This is a genomic window from Enterobacter sp. HG048, from assembly GCF_024702055.1.
Lineage (GTDB): Bacteria > Pseudomonadota > Gammaproteobacteria > Enterobacterales > Enterobacteriaceae > Enterobacter > Enterobacter dykesii.
This window is the reverse complement of sequence record NZ_JANLIZ010000014.1, coordinates 101,882-117,603: the sequence shown is the minus strand read 5'-3', so window position 1 is coordinate 117,603 and position 15,722 is coordinate 101,882. Positions and strand designations below refer to the sequence as shown.

The 15,722-nt window shown below is 55.5% G+C and carries 14 protein-coding genes; 11 read left to right on the top strand and 3 right to left on the bottom strand.

Annotated elements, in window-relative coordinates; all coding sequences use genetic code 11:
* Positions 1–60 precede the first annotated feature (60 nt).
* From pgi to psiE, 6 genes are all read left to right on the top strand, one after another.
* Positions 61–1,710 (top strand): glucose-6-phosphate isomerase, encoded by a 1,650-nt coding sequence (gene pgi / locus NUX24_RS16355; protein WP_048977787.1) that lies wholly within the window; start codon positions 61–63, stop codon positions 1,708–1,710.
* Positions 1,711–2,077: 367 nt separating this feature from the next.
* The gene (yjbE, locus tag NUX24_RS16350) at positions 2,078–2,320 is read left to right on the top strand and encodes an exopolysaccharide production protein YjbE (protein WP_008503423.1); all 243 of its coding nucleotides are present in this window, start codon (positions 2,078–2,080) and stop codon (positions 2,318–2,320) included.
* A gap of 63 nt (positions 2,321–2,383) precedes the next feature.
* Positions 2,384–3,022 (top strand): YjbF family lipoprotein, encoded by a 639-nt coding sequence (locus NUX24_RS16345; protein ID WP_257832836.1) that lies wholly within the window; start codon positions 2,384–2,386, stop codon positions 3,020–3,022.
* Positions 3,019–3,756 (top strand): capsule biosynthesis GfcC family protein, encoded by a 738-nt coding sequence (locus tag NUX24_RS16340; RefSeq protein ID WP_257832834.1) that lies wholly within the window; start codon positions 3,019–3,021, stop codon positions 3,754–3,756. The genes NUX24_RS16345 and NUX24_RS16340 overlap by 4 nt, the downstream gene beginning before the upstream one ends.
* Positions 3,756–5,852 carry a YjbH domain-containing protein gene (locus tag NUX24_RS16335; protein ID WP_214577530.1) on the top strand — a complete coding sequence of 699 codons (2,097 nt, stop codon included), beginning with the start codon at positions 3,756–3,758 and terminating at the stop codon, positions 5,850–5,852. The genes NUX24_RS16340 and NUX24_RS16335 overlap by 1 nt, the downstream gene beginning before the upstream one ends.
* Positions 5,853–5,981: 129 nt before the next feature.
* On the top strand, positions 5,982–6,392 hold the full coding sequence (gene psiE / locus NUX24_RS16330; protein ID WP_000202963.1) for a phosphate-starvation-inducible protein PsiE: 411 nt from the start codon (positions 5,982–5,984) through the stop codon (positions 6,390–6,392).
* A gap of 97 nt (positions 6,393–6,489) precedes the next feature.
* On the opposite strand, the gene malG is transcribed toward psiE, so the two are convergent.
* From malG to malE, 3 genes are all read right to left on the bottom strand, one after another.
* Positions 6,490–7,380, bottom strand: coding sequence for a maltose ABC transporter permease MalG (gene malG, locus NUX24_RS16325; RefSeq protein WP_047650903.1), 891 nt, complete (start codon positions 7,378–7,380; stop codon positions 6,490–6,492).
* Positions 7,381–7,394: 14 nt separating this feature from the next.
* Positions 7,395–8,939, bottom strand: coding sequence for a maltose ABC transporter permease MalF (gene malF, locus NUX24_RS16320; RefSeq protein WP_257832831.1), 1,545 nt, complete (start codon positions 8,937–8,939; stop codon positions 7,395–7,397).
* 69 nt (positions 8,940–9,008) lie between these two features.
* Positions 9,009–10,199, bottom strand: a complete 1,191-nt coding sequence (malE, locus tag NUX24_RS16315; protein WP_033144384.1) for a maltose/maltodextrin ABC transporter substrate-binding protein MalE — start codon at positions 10,197–10,199, stop codon at positions 9,009–9,011.
* A 370-nt stretch (positions 10,200–10,569) separates the two neighbouring features.
* On the opposite strand from malE, the gene malK reads away from it, so the two are divergent.
* From malK to ubiA, 5 genes are all read left to right on the top strand, one after another.
* The gene (malK, locus tag NUX24_RS16310; protein ID WP_023310005.1) at positions 10,570–11,679 is read left to right on the top strand and encodes a maltose/maltodextrin ABC transporter ATP-binding protein MalK; all 1,110 of its coding nucleotides are present in this window, start codon (positions 10,570–10,572) and stop codon (positions 11,677–11,679) included.
* 71 nt (positions 11,680–11,750) lie between these two features.
* On the top strand, positions 11,751–13,088 hold the full coding sequence (locus NUX24_RS16305) for a maltoporin (protein ID WP_121426216.1): 1,338 nt from the start codon (positions 11,751–11,753) through the stop codon (positions 13,086–13,088).
* Between the two features lie 113 nt (positions 13,089–13,201).
* Entirely contained in the window at positions 13,202–14,155 is a 954-nt protein-coding gene (gene malM / locus NUX24_RS16300) for a maltose operon protein MalM (protein ID WP_257832826.1), read from the top strand.
* A 180-nt stretch (positions 14,156–14,335) separates the two neighbouring features.
* On the top strand, positions 14,336–14,833 hold the full coding sequence (gene ubiC, locus NUX24_RS16295) for a chorismate lyase (RefSeq protein WP_023334136.1): 498 nt from the start codon (positions 14,336–14,338) through the stop codon (positions 14,831–14,833).
* Positions 14,834–14,845: 12 nt separating this feature from the next.
* Positions 14,846–15,715 carry a 4-hydroxybenzoate octaprenyltransferase gene (ubiA, locus tag NUX24_RS16290; protein WP_047650908.1) on the top strand — a complete coding sequence of 290 codons (870 nt, stop codon included), beginning with the start codon at positions 14,846–14,848 and terminating at the stop codon, positions 15,713–15,715.
* Positions 15,716–15,722: the final 7 nt, after the last annotated feature.

The window sequence follows — 15,722 nt, the reverse complement described above, 5'->3', positions numbered from 1 at the left end:
TTATTTGCAGGCGCTACAATCGACCGCAGTCACAATTCTCAAATCAGAAGAGTATTGCTAATGAAAAACATCAACCCAACGCAGACCGCTGCCTGGCAGGCACTCCAGAAACATTTTGATGAAATGAAAGACGTCACCATCGCGGATCTGTTCGCGAAAGATGCCGATCGTTTCTCTAAGTTCTCCGCGACCTTCGACGACCTGATGCTGGTGGATTTCTCCAAAAACCGCATTACCGAAGAGACGCTGGCAAAACTGCAGGATCTGGCGAAAGAAACCGAGCTTGCCGACGCCATCAAATCCATGTTCTCCGGCGAGAAGATCAACCGTACCGAAGACCGTGCCGTGCTGCACGTGGCCCTGCGTAACCGTAGCAATACGCCAATCATCGTTGACGGCAAAGACGTCATGCCGGAAGTGAACGCGGTGCTGGAAAAGATGAAAACCTTCTCCGAAGCGATCATCTCCGGTAGCTGGAAAGGCTACACCGGCAAAGCAATCACCGACGTGGTAAACATCGGGATCGGCGGTTCTGATCTCGGTCCGTTCATGGTGACCGAAGCGCTGCGTCCGTACAAAAACCACCTCAATATGCATTTTGTGTCTAACGTCGATGGTACCCACATTGCCGAAGTGCTGAAGAACGTGAACCCGGAAACCACCCTGTTCCTGGTTGCGTCCAAAACCTTCACCACTCAGGAAACCATGACCAACGCCCACAGCGCGCGCGACTGGTTCCTGAAAACCGCAGGCGACAACAAGCACGTGGCGAAACACTTCGCGGCGCTGTCTACCAACGGTAAAGCGGTCAGCGAGTTTGGCATTGATACCGCGAACATGTTCGAGTTCTGGGACTGGGTTGGCGGCCGCTACTCCCTGTGGTCTGCGATTGGCCTGTCCATCATCCTGTCCGTGGGCTTCGACAACTTCGTTGAGCTGCTCTCCGGCGCGCACGCGATGGATAAACACTTCTCCACTACCGCACCAGAGAAAAACCTGCCGGTGCTGCTGGCGCTGATCGGTATCTGGTACAACAACTTCTTCGGCGCTGAAACCGAAGCGATACTGCCGTACGACCAGTACATGCACCGCTTCGCAGCCTACTTCCAGCAGGGCAACATGGAATCCAACGGTAAGTATGTTGACCGTAACGGCAACGCGGTGGATTACCAGACTGGCCCAATCATCTGGGGCGAGCCGGGCACCAACGGCCAGCATGCCTTCTACCAGCTGATCCACCAGGGCACCAAAATGGTACCGTGCGATTTCATCGCCCCGGCTATCACCCATAACCCGCTGTCCGACCACCATCCGAAGCTGCTGTCGAACTTCTTTGCGCAGACCGAAGCGCTGGCGTTCGGTAAATCCCGCGAAGTGGTTGAGCAGGAATACCGTGACCAGGGTAAAGACCCGGCCACGCTGGACCACGTGGTGCCGTTCAAAGTGTTCGAAGGCAACCGCCCAACCAACTCCATCCTGCTGCGTGAAATCACACCGTTCAGCCTGGGCGCGCTGATTGCCCTGTACGAGCACAAGATCTTCACGCAGGGCGCCATCCTGAACATCTTCACCTTTGACCAGTGGGGCGTTGAGCTGGGCAAACAGCTGGCAAACCGTATTCTGCCAGAGCTGGGTGACGATAAAGCGATTGCCAGCCATGACAGCTCGACAAATGGTTTGATCAACCGTTATAAAGCATGGCGCGCGTAATTAAAACGTCATGAAAACGTGCCGGCTTAATGCCGGCATTTTTTTATCGGATAATTCCTGATGTCTGTTAGTTAACTCAAATTCTGAATCTGAGTTTAATCCGAAAAAGACGTTTAACCCGTTAATTGCTGCGGTTTATTTTAAGAAAATACGTAGTAGTCCATTAATATGAATATATTATAACTTATTGATTTTTATCTATTATATATTTATGTTATTTGCCTTTCATTTCCATTTTAACCATTAGTCCGAAAACCCTCTCCCTATTTCCCCTTACGGCAAACCCACGGCAGTAGTTGTGTATACTCGATTCCGCCTGAAATTCTTTTCGGGCAAATCTCCATTCATTCATTGAAGGGAAATTGTTATGAAGAAAGTACTGTATGGCATTTTTGCCATATCTGCGCTTGCGGCGACATCTGTCTATGCAGCTCCGGTTCAGGTCGGGGAAGCGGCAGGTTCGGCTGCGACGTCTGCGTCTGCGGGTAGTTCTACCGCAGCCAGCGCCAGCACCGTAAGTTCAGCCGTGGGTGTCGCGCTGGCGGCAACCGGTGGCGGTGATGGCTCCAATACCGGAACCACGACCACCACGACAACCAGCACCCAGTAATAGCGGGTGTTTTAATCATAACCACACTTCGGTGTGGTTATTTCGCCCCTTCGGAGAAGAGTCGTGAAGCGACCTGCAATCATTCTGATTTGCCTGCTGCTGCAGGCGTGCTCGGCCACCACTAAAGGGCTGGGAAACTCACTGTGGGAAAGCATGTTCGGCACGCCGGGCGTGCATTTGACCGATGACGAACTTCAAAACATGCCCTATGCCAGTCAGTACATGCAGCTTAATGATGGCCCGCAGCTGTTTGTGGTGCTCGCTTTCGATGAAAACGGGCAGCAGAAATGGGTGACGCAGGATCAGGCCACCATCGTGACGCAGCATGGTCGTATCGTGAAAACCCTGCTGGGCGGCGACAACCTGCTGGAGGTGAATAATATTGCTGCCGATCCGCTGATCAAGCCGAACCAGATCGCCGACGGCGCAGGCTGGACGCGCACGATGGGCTGGACCGAGCACAAGCAGGTGCGTTACGCCACGGCACGCTCGACTTTCCGCTGGGACGGCACGGACAGCGTGAAAGTCGGCAGCGACGAAACCCATGTTCGCGTGCTGGATGAAGAAGTCACCACCGACCAGGCCACCTGGCACAACCGCTTCTGGATCGACGAGGAAGGGCAGATCCGCCAGTCCCTGCAGTATCTCGGTGCCGGATTCTTCCCGGTGAAAACCACCCTGATCAAGGCGGCGAAATCATGAAAACGCTCATCCACGTTGCGCTTATCGCCAGCCTTGCCGCGCCGCTGGCATGTTCCGCAGGGACGGTGAAGGTCTACACGCCGGACAGTGAAAAACCCAAAACCTTAACCCACGCTGAGCATCTGCTCGATCTCGTCGGACAGCCAAGGCTCGCCAACAGCTGGTGGCCGGGGGCAGTGATCGCTGAACGGCAGAAGACCGCTGAAGTGGAACAACAGCACAAGGCGCTCCTTGCCAGGCTGACGGGGTTAGCGGAGCAGGAGGATGGCGACGACGCGGCGGCCATTAACAGCGTTCGCCAGCAGCTGCAGGCGCTGAAGGTGACGGGCCGTCAGAACGTGAATCTTGACCCGGATGACGTGCGCGTTACGGAAAAGGGCAACCCCGCGCTGGAAGGGGAGTATACGCTCTGGCTGCCGGAAAAGCCGACGACGGTGACCGTGATGGGGCTTATCAGCAGCCCGGGTAAAAAGCCCTTTACGCCCGGTCGCGACGTGGCGAGCTACCTCGACGAGCAGAGCCTGCTGAGCGGTGCCGATAACAGCTACGCCTGGGTGGTTTACCCTGACGGGCACACACAAAAAGCCCCCGTCGCTTACTGGAATAAACGGCATATCGAACCTATGCCGGGCAGCATCATTTTTGTCGGTTTTGCCGACCATTTCTGGACGAAGGCGTATGACGGGCTTAACGCCGATATCCTTCACTCCCTGATTCAGCGGATACCGGAATAATGAAAAGAACCTATCTCTACAGCATGCTGGCGCTCTGCGTGAGTGCCGCGTGCCATGCAGAAACGTATCCGGCACCTATTGGCCCGTCTCAGTCAGACTTCGGCGGCGTCGGTTTGCTGCAAACGCCCACAGCGCGGATGGCGCGCGAAGGGGAAATTAGCCTTAACTACCGTGATAACGATCAGTATCGTTACTACTCGGCGTCGGTGCAGCTGTTCCCGTGGCTTGAAACCACGCTGCGTTACACCGACGTGCGTACGAAACAGTACAGCAGCGTTGATGCGTTCTCCGGCGACCAGACCTACAAAGATAAAGCCTTCGACGTCAAGCTGCGCCTGTGGGAAGAGAGCTACTGGATGCCGCAGGTGTCCGTGGGCGCCAAAGATATCGGTGGTACCGGTCTGTTTGATGCTGAATACATCGTGGCCAGTAAAGCCTGGGGGCCGTTCGACTTCTCGCTCGGCCTGGGATGGGGCTACCTGGGCACTGGCGGTAACGTGAAAAATCCGTTTTGCTCCTACAGCGATAAATACTGCTACCGCGATAACAGCTATAAGAAAGCGGGTTCCATCAACGGGGATCAGATGTTCCACGGTCCGGCATCGCTGTTTGGCGGCGTGGAGTATCAAACGCCCTGGCAGCCATTACGCCTGAAGCTGGAATATGAAGGGAATGACTACTCGCAGGACTTCGCCGGGAAGATTGAGCAGAAGAGCAAGTTTAACGTCGGCGCCATTTATCGCGTCACCGACTGGGCCGACGTTAACCTCAGCTACGAGCGCGGCAACACCGTGATGTTTGGCTTCACGCTGCGCACCAACTTTAACGATATGCGGCCACACTACAATGATAACGCGCGCCCTGCATACCAGCCGGAGCCGCAGGACGCGATTCTGCAGCACTCCGTGGTGGCAAACCAGCTGACGCTGCTGAAATACAATGCCGGCCTGGCGGATCCGAAAATTCAGGTGAAAGGCGATACGCTGTACGTCACCGGCGAGCAGGTGAAATACCGCGACTCGCGCGAAGGGATCGAACGCGCTAACCGGATCGTGATGAACGATCTGCCGGAGGGGATCCGCACGATCCGCGTGACGGAAAACCGCCTTAACCTGCCGCAGGTGACGACGGAAACGGACGTTGCCAGCCTCAAGCGCCATCTGGAAGGTGAACCGCTCGGGCATGAAACCGAGCTGGTGCAAAAACGCGTAGAACCGATCGTGCCGGAAACCACCGAGCAGGGCTGGTATATCGACAAATCGCGCTTCGATTTCCATATCGATCCGGTGCTGAACCAGTCCGTGGGCGGGCCGGAAAACTTCTACATGTATCAGCTGGGCGTCATGGCGACGGCGGATCTGTGGCTTACCGACCACCTGCTGACCACCGGTAGCCTGTTCGGCAACATCGCTAACAACTACGACAAGTTCAACTACACCAATCCGCCAAAAGACTCACAGCTGCCGCGCGTGCGTACTCGCGTGCGTGAATACGTGCAGAACGATGCTTACGTGAATAACCTGCAGGCCAACTACTTCCAGTACTTCGGCAACGGCTTCTACGGCCAGGTGTACGGCGGGTATCTGGAAACCATGTACGGCGGCGCGGGGGCGGAAGTGCTTTATCGTCCTGTCGACAGCAACTGGGCGTTCGGGCTTGATGCCAACTACGTCAAGCAGCGTGACTGGCGCAGCGCGCAGGACATGATGAAGTTCACCGACTACAGCGTCAAAACGGGCCATCTGACCGCCTACTGGACGCCGTCGTTCGCACCTGACGTGCTGGTGAAAGCCAGCGTCGGCCAGTACCTGGCGGGCGATAAGGGCGGTACGCTGGATATCTCTAAACACTTCGACAGCGGCGTCGTGGTGGGCGGCTACGCCACCATCACCAACGTTTCGCCGGACGAGTACGGGGAAGGGGACTTCACCAAAGGGGTCTACGTGTCGATTCCGCTGGATCTGTTCTCGTCAGGCCCAACCCGCAGCCGTGCGGCAGTAGGCTGGACGCCGCTGACGCGTGACGGGGGTCAACAGCTTGGACGTAAGTTCCAGCTGTATGACATGACGAGCGATAAGAACATTAACTTCCGCTGATGCCTCTCACCCTCTCCCCTAAGGGGAGAGGGGAATCCTCTCCATTGCGTCAAACATAAACAAAAAATATAGATCCCCGTCACATTTTTGCGTTATACAGGAACCTCGCCCTGGAGAATGAGGTGCTGTATGACATCCCTGACTCGCCCGCGCGTTGAGTTTATCTCAACTATCCTCCAGACCGTGCTGAACCTCGGTCTGTTGAGCCTTGGCCTGATACTGGTCGTCTTTTTGGGTAAAGAGACGGTGCATCTTGCGGATGTGCTGTTCGCCCCTGAACAAACCAGCAAATATGCGCTGGTGGAAGGCCTGGTGGTCTACTTTCTCTACTTTGAATTTATCGCCCTGATTGTGAAGTACTTTCAGTCCGGCTTTCACTTCCCGCTGCGTTATTTTGTCTACATTGGGATCACTGCGATAGTGCGGCTGATCATCGTCGATCATAAATCCCCGCTCGACGTGCTGATCTACTCGGCGGCGATCCTGCTGCTGGTGATCACCCTCTGGCTGTGTAATTCGAAGCGGCTGAAGCGCGAATAAAAAAATGGCGGCCCGGAGGCCGCCTAACAACAGTCACAAGTTGGGTCAATACAATACGTCTAAAGTTGAGGGTTGCAGTGGCATAACAAAATGAAACTTAACCTTTCACACCGCCCGCCGTCAGGCCGTTGACCAGCCAGCGCTGCGCCAGCAGGAACACCACGGTAATCGGGATGGCAGAGAGTACGGCCGCCGCGGCAAAGTCGCCCCACAGGTAGTTTTGCGGGTTGAGGTATTGCTGCATACCTACGGCCAGGGTGTAGCTGTTCACATCACGCAGTAACAGTGAGGCAACCGGTACTTCGGTGATCGCAGCGATAAACGACAGAATAAACACTACCGCCAGGATAGGCACCGACAGCGGCAGCAGCACCAGGCGGAACGCCTGCCACGGGGTTGCGCCATCCAGCGCGGCCGCTTCTTCCAGCGAGCCGTCGATGGTTTCGAAATAGCCTTTGATGGTCCACACATGCAGTGCGATACCGCCAAGGTAGGCGAAGATCACGCCGCCGTGGGTGTTCAGACCGATAAACGGTATGTACTGGCCCAGACGGTCAAACAGGGCATACAGCGCCACCAGAGACAGCACGGCCGGGAACATCTGGAAAATCAGCATCCCTTTCAGCAGTGAGGCTTTGCCCGGGAACTTCATACGGGCGAAAGCGTACGCACAGGTCGTGGAGAGCGTCACGATGCCTATCGCGGTGATCCCGGCGATTTTCACCGAGTTCCACAGCCACAGCAGCACCGGGAACGGCGGCGGCGTGACGCGGCCATCCGCGTGTTCCACGCTGAAGCCCAGCGCGAGCTTCCAGTGTTCCCAGGAGATTTCGTCCGGGATCAGGCTCCCCGTCGCGAAGTTACCCGAACGCAGGGAGATGGCGATAACCATCAGCAGCGGGAACATGATCGCCGCGATGAAAATCAGCAGGCCTAAGTGCGTCGCCAGGAGGCGCAGTTTTTGAGATTTGGGTTGTACCATTGCCATGATCGATGCCCTCCTTAGTCAAATTTCATACGTGTGGCTTTCAGGTTCACAATCGCCAGAGCGCCAACCAGCAGGAAGATCAGGGTGGCAATCGCCGCCGCCAGACCGAAGTCCTGGCCGCCGCCGCCTTCGAAGGCGATACGGTAGGTGTAGCTCACGAGCAGGTCGGTATAGCCTGCTGGCGTCGTGGTGCCAAGGCGGTCCGGGCCGCCGTTGGTCAACAGCTGAATCAGCACGAAGTTGTTAAAGTTAAAGGCGAAGCTGGCAATCATCAGCGGCGTCAGCGGCTTAATGAGCAGCGGCAGCGTAATTTTAAAGAAGTTCTGGAACGGGCCCGCGCCGTCCATCGCCGAGGCTTCATACAGATCGTCCGGGATAGCCTTCAGCAGGCCCATGCAGAGGATCATCATGTACGGATAACCGAGCCAGGTGTTCACGATGATAATCATCGAGCGAGCGGTGGTCGGGTCGCTGAACCAGGCCGGTTTGATGCCGAACAGGGCGCTCAGCATCATGTTGATTTCACCGAAGCTCTGGTTAAACAGCCCTTTGAAAATCAGAATCGAGATAAACGACGGTACGGCATACGGCAGGATCAGCAGCACGCGGTAAATCGCTTTGCCTTTCAGGGATTCCCACTGGACCAGACAGGCCAGCACCATGCCCACGGCCACGGTCAGGATCACCGTCAGTACGGAGAAGACCACCGTCCAGACGAAGATGGCGAAGAACGGTTTCTGAATGCCTTCGTCGGTAAACACGCGGGTAAAGTTGTCCCAGCCGATGGTGACGGTATAGCCCGGGCTGAGCTTGTCATCACCCCATTTGCCGTCGGCAGTAACGGACTGATAGAAACCAATGTCGTTATTCGGACGGTATTTCACGCCGCTCTGGTTGTTGGTCAGCGTGCCGTCGTCCGCCAGGGTATAGAGCGGCTGCGTGCCGGAGAACTGGCGCAGCGAGCTCATGGTCACCTTACTTTCGTCTGGCAGGACGGCGGTGAGCTGGGTCAGCGCCTGACGGTTCTGGGTAATGACGCGCAGGTTGGCACGTTCACCCTCTGGCAGGGCCTGTGCCTCTTTTAAGGCCAGCTTCTGCTCGCCGCCAAATTTGAACGCGTCGGAGACATAGTATTTGCTGCTTGCTTCGTCAGTAAGCGCTAACTTCCACTCGTTCCCGGCAGGATACAGGGCGAAGTTAAAGGTCTTGCCTGCCTGATATGAGCGATCCAGCAGGACCTGCTGCGCGCGTTCCTGCGCAAGCTGGTTGGTGCTGCTGTAGTTGGTAAACGCAATGGCGATGGTACAAATCAGCGGGAACAGGACAAACAGCCCCATCCCGGCCACGCCCGGGTAGACATAGCGCCAGGCATAGGCTTTACGATTAGCGAAAATATACAGGCCAGCAGAGCTTAAAATCAGCGTCATGATGGCAAACAGATATTCCCCTTGTACGTACATTAAAACAACAAGGTAACCCACCAGCAGACACAGCAGACCTATCGCTGACCACTTCAGCGCGTCGCTTTGCCACCAGCGTTTCTTTTTAATGACATCCATGGGGTTTTTCCTCTACAACGTTTGATCTTTTCTCCCTCTCCTGGGGGAGAGGGAGAGGGGACTACGTCATTACTTAGTAATACGACCCTGAGCATCTTTCAGCGCGGCATCGACAGTCTGACGACCGCTTGCAGCGTTGATGACCGCGGTACGCGTGGCGTACCAGAACGCAGCCATCTGTGGGATGTTCGGCATGATTTCGCCTTTCTGGGCGTTATCCATGGTGGCCGCGATACGTGGGTCTTTCGCCAGCTGATCCTGGAAGGATTTCAGCGCGACGGCGCCCAGCGGTTTGTCCTTGTTCACTTCATCCAGACCCTGATCGGTCAGCAGGTAGTTTTCCAGGAACTCTTTCGCCAGCTCTTTGTTCGGGCTGGCGGCGTTGATGCCCGCGCTCAGCACGCCAACGAACGGTTTAGATGGCTTGCCTTTGAAGGTTGGCAGCAGCGTCACGCCGTAGTTGACTTTGCTCTTGTCGATGTTGGTCCAGGCCCACGGACCGTTGATGGTCATCGCGGTTTCGCCTTTGTTGAACGCCGCTTCCGCGATGGAGTAGTCGGTATCCGCGTTCATGTGTTTGTTCTTGATCAGATCCACCAGGAAGGTCAGACCCGCTTTCGCGCCAGCGTTGTCCACGCCCACGTCTTTAACGTCATATTTGCCGTTTTCAAACTTGAACGCGTAACCGCCGTCGGCAGCAATCAGCGGCCAGGTGAAGTACGGCTCTTGCAGGTTGAACATCAGCGCGGATTTACCTTTCGCCTTCAGCTCTTTATCCAGTTTCGGGATCTCTTCCCAGGTTTTCGGTGGGTTTGGTACCAGGTCTTTGTTGTAAATCAGAGACAGGGCTTCAACCGCGATAGGGTATGCGATCAGCTTGCCGTTATAGCGAACGGCGTCCCAGGTGAACGGGAACAGTTTGTCCTGGAAAGCTTTGTCCGGCGTCACTTCAGCCAGCAGGCCAGACTGCGCGTAACCCCCGAAACGGTCATGCGCCCAGAAGATGATGTCCGGGCCGTCGCCGGTTGCTGCAACCTGCGGGAACTTCTCTTCCAGTTTGTCCGGGTGTTCTACGGTCACTTTGATGCCGGTATCTTTCTCGAATTTTTTGCCCACTTCGGCCAGGCCGTTATAGCCTTTGTCGCCGTTAATCCAGATAACCAGTTTGCCTTCTTCAATTTTGGCGAGCGCCGGTGCGGAAACCATCATTGCTGCGAGGGCGGACAATGCGAAAACGCGTGCGCCAGTCTTGATATTCATAGCTGCCATCCTTTTTGGTGATGTCTCGTGGTATGACTTCAGTGGTTCAACGTGTCTCAGTCTCCTTATTTGACATCCTCTTTCCATCCTCCTAACCCCTACGCCCCACCCCCCGTTTGTGTGATCTCCGTTGCATAAATTTAAGTTATGAGTGCTGGCGCACATAAAAACCCACCGAATTTTGCAGGCGGCTTCACGAATTTTGCCTCAGCCCGCCTACGGCGGTCGCAGAGCCTGCTCTCTCATCCTCCCGCCTCCTCCCCCATAAAAAAGGCGGGGGGTGGAGGATTCGGGAAAGTAATGGATACCCCATAGTGAACTTATCTTGAATGTTTCTGTCGGTGACAGGTTGTAACGAAGGGAGAAGGGCATGGCGAGCGTACAGCTGCGTAATGTAACGAAAGCCTGGGGTGACGTTGTGGTGTCGAAAGACATCAATCTGGACATCAACGAAGGCGAATTCGTGGTGTTTGTTGGCCCATCAGGCTGTGGTAAATCTACTCTGCTGCGTATGATTGCCGGTCTTGAAACGATTACCAGCGGCGACCTGCTGATTGGTGATACCCGAATGAACGACATCCCGCCTGCCGAACGTGGCGTAGGCATGGTGTTCCAGTCTTATGCACTCTATCCCCACCTTTCCGTTGCCGAAAATATGTCCTTTGGCCTGAAGCTGGCCGGCGCGAAGAAAGAGGTGATTAACCAGCGCGTGACGCAGGTGGCGGAAGTGTTACAGCTGGCGCATCTGCTGGAGCGTAAACCGAAAGCGCTTTCCGGCGGGCAGCGTCAGCGTGTGGCGATTGGCCGTACGCTGGTGGCCGAACCGCGCGTGTTCCTGCTCGATGAACCTCTCTCTAACCTGGATGCCGCCCTGCGCGTCCAGATGCGTATTGAAATCTCCCGTCTGCATAAGCGTCTTGGCCGCACGATGATTTACGTCACCCACGATCAGGTGGAAGCGATGACCCTCGCCGACAAAATCGTGGTGCTGGATGCCGGTCGCGTGGCGCAGGTGGGTAAACCGCTGGAGCTGTACCACTACCCGGCAGACCGCTTTGTTGCGGGCTTTATTGGCTCGCCAAAGATGAACTTCCTGCCCGTCAAAGTGACCGCGACAGCCATTGAACAGGTACAGGTGGAGCTGCCAAACCGCCAGCAGGTCTGGCTGCCGGTCGACAGCGCCAACGTACAGGTCGGGGCAAACATGTCCCTCGGTATTCGTCCTGAGCATCTGCTGCCGAGCCACATCGCTGATGTGACCCTGGAAGGTGACGTTCAGGTCGTCGAACAGCTTGGTCACGAAACACAGATTCATATCCAGATCCCCGCCATCCGTCAGAACCTGGTCTACCGCCAGAACGACGTGGTGTTGGTAGAAGAGGGTGCCACATTCGCTATCGGCTTGCCGCCAGAGCGTTGCCATCTGTTCCGTGAGGATGGCACTGCATGTCGTCGGTTGCACAAAGAGCCAGGCGTTTAAGCAATCCCAAAAGAAGACACGAAACCGACAGGTGAAGTGTTCAAAGAAAAGCAATGATCTCAGGAGATAGAATGATGATTACTCTGCGCAAACTTCCTCTGGCAGTTGCCGTCGCAGCGGGCGTAATGTCTGCTCAGGCACTGGCCGTGGATTTCCATGGTTATGCTCGTTCCGGTATCGGCTGGACGGGTAGTGGCGGCGAACAACAGTGCTTCCAGGCAACCGGTGCTCAAAGTAAATACCGTCTGGGTAACGAATGTGAAACCTATGCGGAACTGAAACTGGGCCAGGAAGTGTGGAAAGAAGGCGATAAGAGCTTCTACTTCGACACCAACGTCGCGTATTCCGTGGCGCAACAGAACGACTGGGAGGCCACTGACCCGGCGTTCCGTGAAGCCAACGTGCAGGGTAAAAACCTGATTGAATGGCTGCCAGGTTCGACTATCTGGGCCGGTAAGCGCTTCTATCAGCGTCATGACGTCCACATGATCGACTTCTACTACTGGGATATTTCAGGTCCTGGTGCGGGTCTGGAAAACATCGACGTAGGTTTTGGTAAGCTCTCTCTGGCTGCAACCCGTTCTTCTGAAGCCGGCGGTTCTTCATCCTTCGCCAGCAACAGCGTTTATGACTACACCACTCGTACGGCGAACGATGTCTTTGACGTGCGTTTAGCCCAGATGGAAATTAACCCGGGCGGTACCCTGGAGCTGGGGGCTGATTACGGCCGTGCAAACCCACGTGATGATTATCACCTGATCGACGGCGCATCTAAAGATGGCTGGATGTTCACCGCTGAACACACGCAGAGCATGCTGAAAGGCTACAACAAGTTTGTTCTGCAATATGCAACTGACTCTATGACCTCTCAGGGTAAAGGTCTGTCGCAAGGTTCGAACATTGGCACCACTGACGATATCAACTACGGCATCAACAACAACGGGCACCTGTGGCGCGTACTTGACCACGGTGCTATCTCCCTGGGCGATAGCTGGGACCTGATGTACGTCGGTATGTACCAGGATATCAACTGGGATAACAACAACGGTACGAAATGGTGGACCGTAGGCGTTCGTCCTATGTACAAATGGACGCCTATCATGAGCACTCTGCTTGAAGTGGGCTACGACAACGTCAAATCTCAGGAAACTGGCGAAACCAACAACCAGTATAAAATCACCCTGGCACAACAGTGGCAGGCTGGCGACAGCATCTGGTCACGTCCAGCAATCCGCGTCTTCGCCACCTATGCCAAGTGGGATGAAAAATGGGGTTATGCGCCTTCAGGTAAAAACTCCGTTGCGGGTTACACCCCAGGCATGGCCTATAGCGATACCACTGCGAAAAGCTTCAGCCGCGGCGACAACGACGAGTGGTCCTTCGGCGCCCAGATGGAAATCTGGTGGTAATCCCGTCTTAACCTGACGTAATGACCAAACTGAGGGGCGCAAGCCCCTCAATCCTTGGGACGGCGCGCTATTGCCTGGCTACCGCTGAACCTGTGCATTTTGAGGTGATAACAATGAAAATGAACAAAACTCTCCTTGCCCTTTGTTTAACCGCAGGGCTGCTGGCGAGCGCGCCTTCTGTAACGCTCGCTAACGTCAATTTCGTTCCACAAAACACAACATCCGCGCCAGCCATTCCGACAGCGGCATTGCAACAGCTGGTCTGGACCCCTGTCGATCAGTCTAAAACCCAGACCACCCAGCTTTCAACGGCTGGTCAGTCACTTAATGTTCCGGGTATTACCGGCCCTGTCGCTGCGTATAGCGTACCCGCCAATATCGGTGAACTGGCCATTACGTTGACCAGTGAGGTTAACAAGCAGACGAGCGTATTTGCACCAAACGTGCTTATTCTCGATCAGAACATGACGCCATCTGCCTTTTTCCCTAGTGAATACTTTACATATCAGGAACCCGGCGTAATGAGCGCCGACCGTCTGGAAGGCGTCATGCGCCTTACGCCAGCGCTCGGCCAGCAAAAACTCTACGTGCTGGTCTTTACTACTGAGCAAGATCTTCAGAAGACCACCACGTTGCTCGATCCGGCTAAAGCCTACGCAAAAGGTACCGGTAACGCGATTCCTGATATTCCAGACCCGATTGCTCGTCACGTCACCGACGGAACGTTAAAGCTGAAGGTGAAAACGAACAGCGGTTCCAGCGTGCTGGTCGGCCCGCTGTTTGGCTCTTCCGGTTCCGGCCCTGTCACTGTAGGTAACACAGCTGCACCTGCCTATACCGCGCCAGCTTCCACGGCAGCCGCACCGGTAGCGGCCGCAGCGCCTGCCCCGGCGAAGAAGGCTGAGCCGGTGCTGAACGACACCGAAGAATACTTCAACAACGCCATTAAGCAGGCGGTGAAGCGCGGCGATGTCGATAAAGCGCTGAAACTGCTTGATGAAGCCGAACGTTTAGGTTCAACCACTGCCCGTTCCACCTTTATCAGCAGTGTAAAAGGCAAGGGGTAACCGTTTCCCCACAGTGCTGATTTGTTAGTAGTTTGGTGCGCCTGAGTGGGCGCACTTTTTTTCGTATCCGCCAGGCTGTTGCGCCTATGTTGCGATCGTGATCGTTAAATAACGTTTGGCCCCCCTCAATCCGTGTTTCTGCGATACAATGCCATTACGTTATGTATCGGAGAGTCTGGCATGTCACACCCTGCGCTAACGCAACTGCGTGCGCTGCGCTATTTCGACCAAATACCTGCGCTTGATCCGCAGCAACTGGACTGGCTGTTGCTGGAAGATTCCATGACGAAACGTTTTGAGCAACAGGGTAAAACGGTCACGGTGACCCTGATTCAGGAAGGGTTTGTCTCTGGCGATGAGATCGCCAGCGAGCTGCCGCTGCTGCCGCAAGAGCCACGCTACTGGCTGCGCGAAATTTTACTCTGTGCTGATGGTGAGCCGTGGCTTGCCGGACGGACGGTGGTGCCCGAGTCAACTCTTTCCGGGCCAGAGCTGGCGCTGCAACGTCTGGGGAAAACGCCGCTGGGGCGTTACCTTTTCACCTCGTCTGAGCTTACCCGGGATTTTATTGAGATTGGTCGTGATGCCGAACTGTGGGGGCGTCGTTCCCGCCTTCGCCTGAGCGGTAAACCGTTAATTCTGACGGAGCTTTTTTTACCGGCATCACCGTTGTACTAAGAGGAAGAAAAAATGGAGTGGAGCCTGACGCAGAATAAGCTGTTGGCGTATCACCGCTTAATGCGTACCGATAAACCCATTGGCGCGCTACTGCTGCTGTGGCCGACCCTGTGGGCGCTGTGGCTCGCCACGCCGGGCGTGCCGCCGCTGTGGATCCTTGGCGTGTTCGTTGCCGGCGTCTGGCTGATGCGCGCGGCGGGCTGCGTGGTCAACGACTATGCCGATCGTAAATTCGACGGTCATGTTAAGCGTACTGCCGGTCGTCCGTTACCCAGCGGGCAGGTCACCGGGAAAGAAGCCCGCGTGCTGTTTATTGTTCTGGTGCTGCTCTCTTTCCTGCTGGTGTTAACCCTCAACACCATGACCATTCTGCTTTCCGTTGCGGCGCTGGCGTTGGCCTGGGTTTATCCGTTTATGAAACGCTATACCCACCTGCCTCAGGTGGTGCTGGGTGCGGCGTTTGGCTGGTCGATTCCGATGGCGTTTGCGGCGGTTAGTGAGTCCTTACCGCTCAGCTGCTGGCTGATGTTTCTGGCGAACATTCTCTGGGCCGTGGCGTATGACACGCAATACGCGATGGTAGACCGCGACGATGACCTGAAAATTGGCATCAAATCCACCGCCATCCTCTTTGGTCGTCAGGACAAGCTGATTATCGGTATCCTGCAGGTTGCGGTACTGGCGCTGATGGTCGCGATTGGTCGCCTGAACGGGCTGAACTGGGAGTTTTACTGGTCCGTGCTGGTGGCGGGACTGCTGTTTGCGTACCAGCAAAAGCTGATTGCTAAGCGTGAACGTGACGCCTGTTTTAAAGCGTTTATGAACAATAACTACGTTGGTCTGGTGCTGTTTTTAGGCCTGGCGATGAGCTATTTCTTATAAAAAAGTC

What these genes read in the sequence shown, in the direction of transcription:
- malE (WP_033144384.1), bottom strand. Translation starts at nt 10,199, where the DNA reads ATGAATATCAAGACTGGCGCACGCGTTTTCGCATTGTCCGCCCTCGCA.
- psiE (WP_000202963.1), top strand. Translation starts at nt 5,982, where the DNA reads ATGACATCCCTGACTCGCCCGCGCGTTGAGTTTATCTCAACTATCCTC.
- pgi (WP_048977787.1), top strand. Translation starts at nt 61, where the DNA reads ATGAAAAACATCAACCCAACGCAGACCGCTGCCTGGCAGGCACTCCAG.
- NUX24_RS16335 (WP_214577530.1), top strand. Translation starts at nt 3,756, where the DNA reads ATGAAAAGAACCTATCTCTACAGCATGCTGGCGCTCTGCGTGAGTGCC.
- malK (WP_023310005.1), top strand. Translation starts at nt 10,570, where the DNA reads ATGGCGAGCGTACAGCTGCGTAATGTAACGAAAGCCTGGGGTGACGTT.
- NUX24_RS16305 (WP_121426216.1), top strand. Translation starts at nt 11,751, where the DNA reads ATGATGATTACTCTGCGCAAACTTCCTCTGGCAGTTGCCGTCGCAGCG.
- ubiA (WP_047650908.1), top strand. Translation starts at nt 14,846, where the DNA reads ATGGAGTGGAGCCTGACGCAGAATAAGCTGTTGGCGTATCACCGCTTA.
- ubiC (WP_023334136.1), top strand. Translation starts at nt 14,336, where the DNA reads ATGTCACACCCTGCGCTAACGCAACTGCGTGCGCTGCGCTATTTCGAC.
- NUX24_RS16340 (WP_257832834.1), top strand. Translation starts at nt 3,019, where the DNA reads ATGAAAACGCTCATCCACGTTGCGCTTATCGCCAGCCTTGCCGCGCCG.
- malM (WP_257832826.1), top strand. Translation starts at nt 13,202, where the DNA reads ATGAAAATGAACAAAACTCTCCTTGCCCTTTGTTTAACCGCAGGGCTG.
- malF (WP_257832831.1), bottom strand. Translation starts at nt 8,939, where the DNA reads ATGGATGTCATTAAAAAGAAACGCTGGTGGCAAAGCGACGCGCTGAAG.
- yjbE (WP_008503423.1), top strand. Translation starts at nt 2,078, where the DNA reads ATGAAGAAAGTACTGTATGGCATTTTTGCCATATCTGCGCTTGCGGCG.
- malG (WP_047650903.1), bottom strand. Translation starts at nt 7,380, where the DNA reads ATGGCAATGGTACAACCCAAATCTCAAAAACTGCGCCTCCTGGCGACG.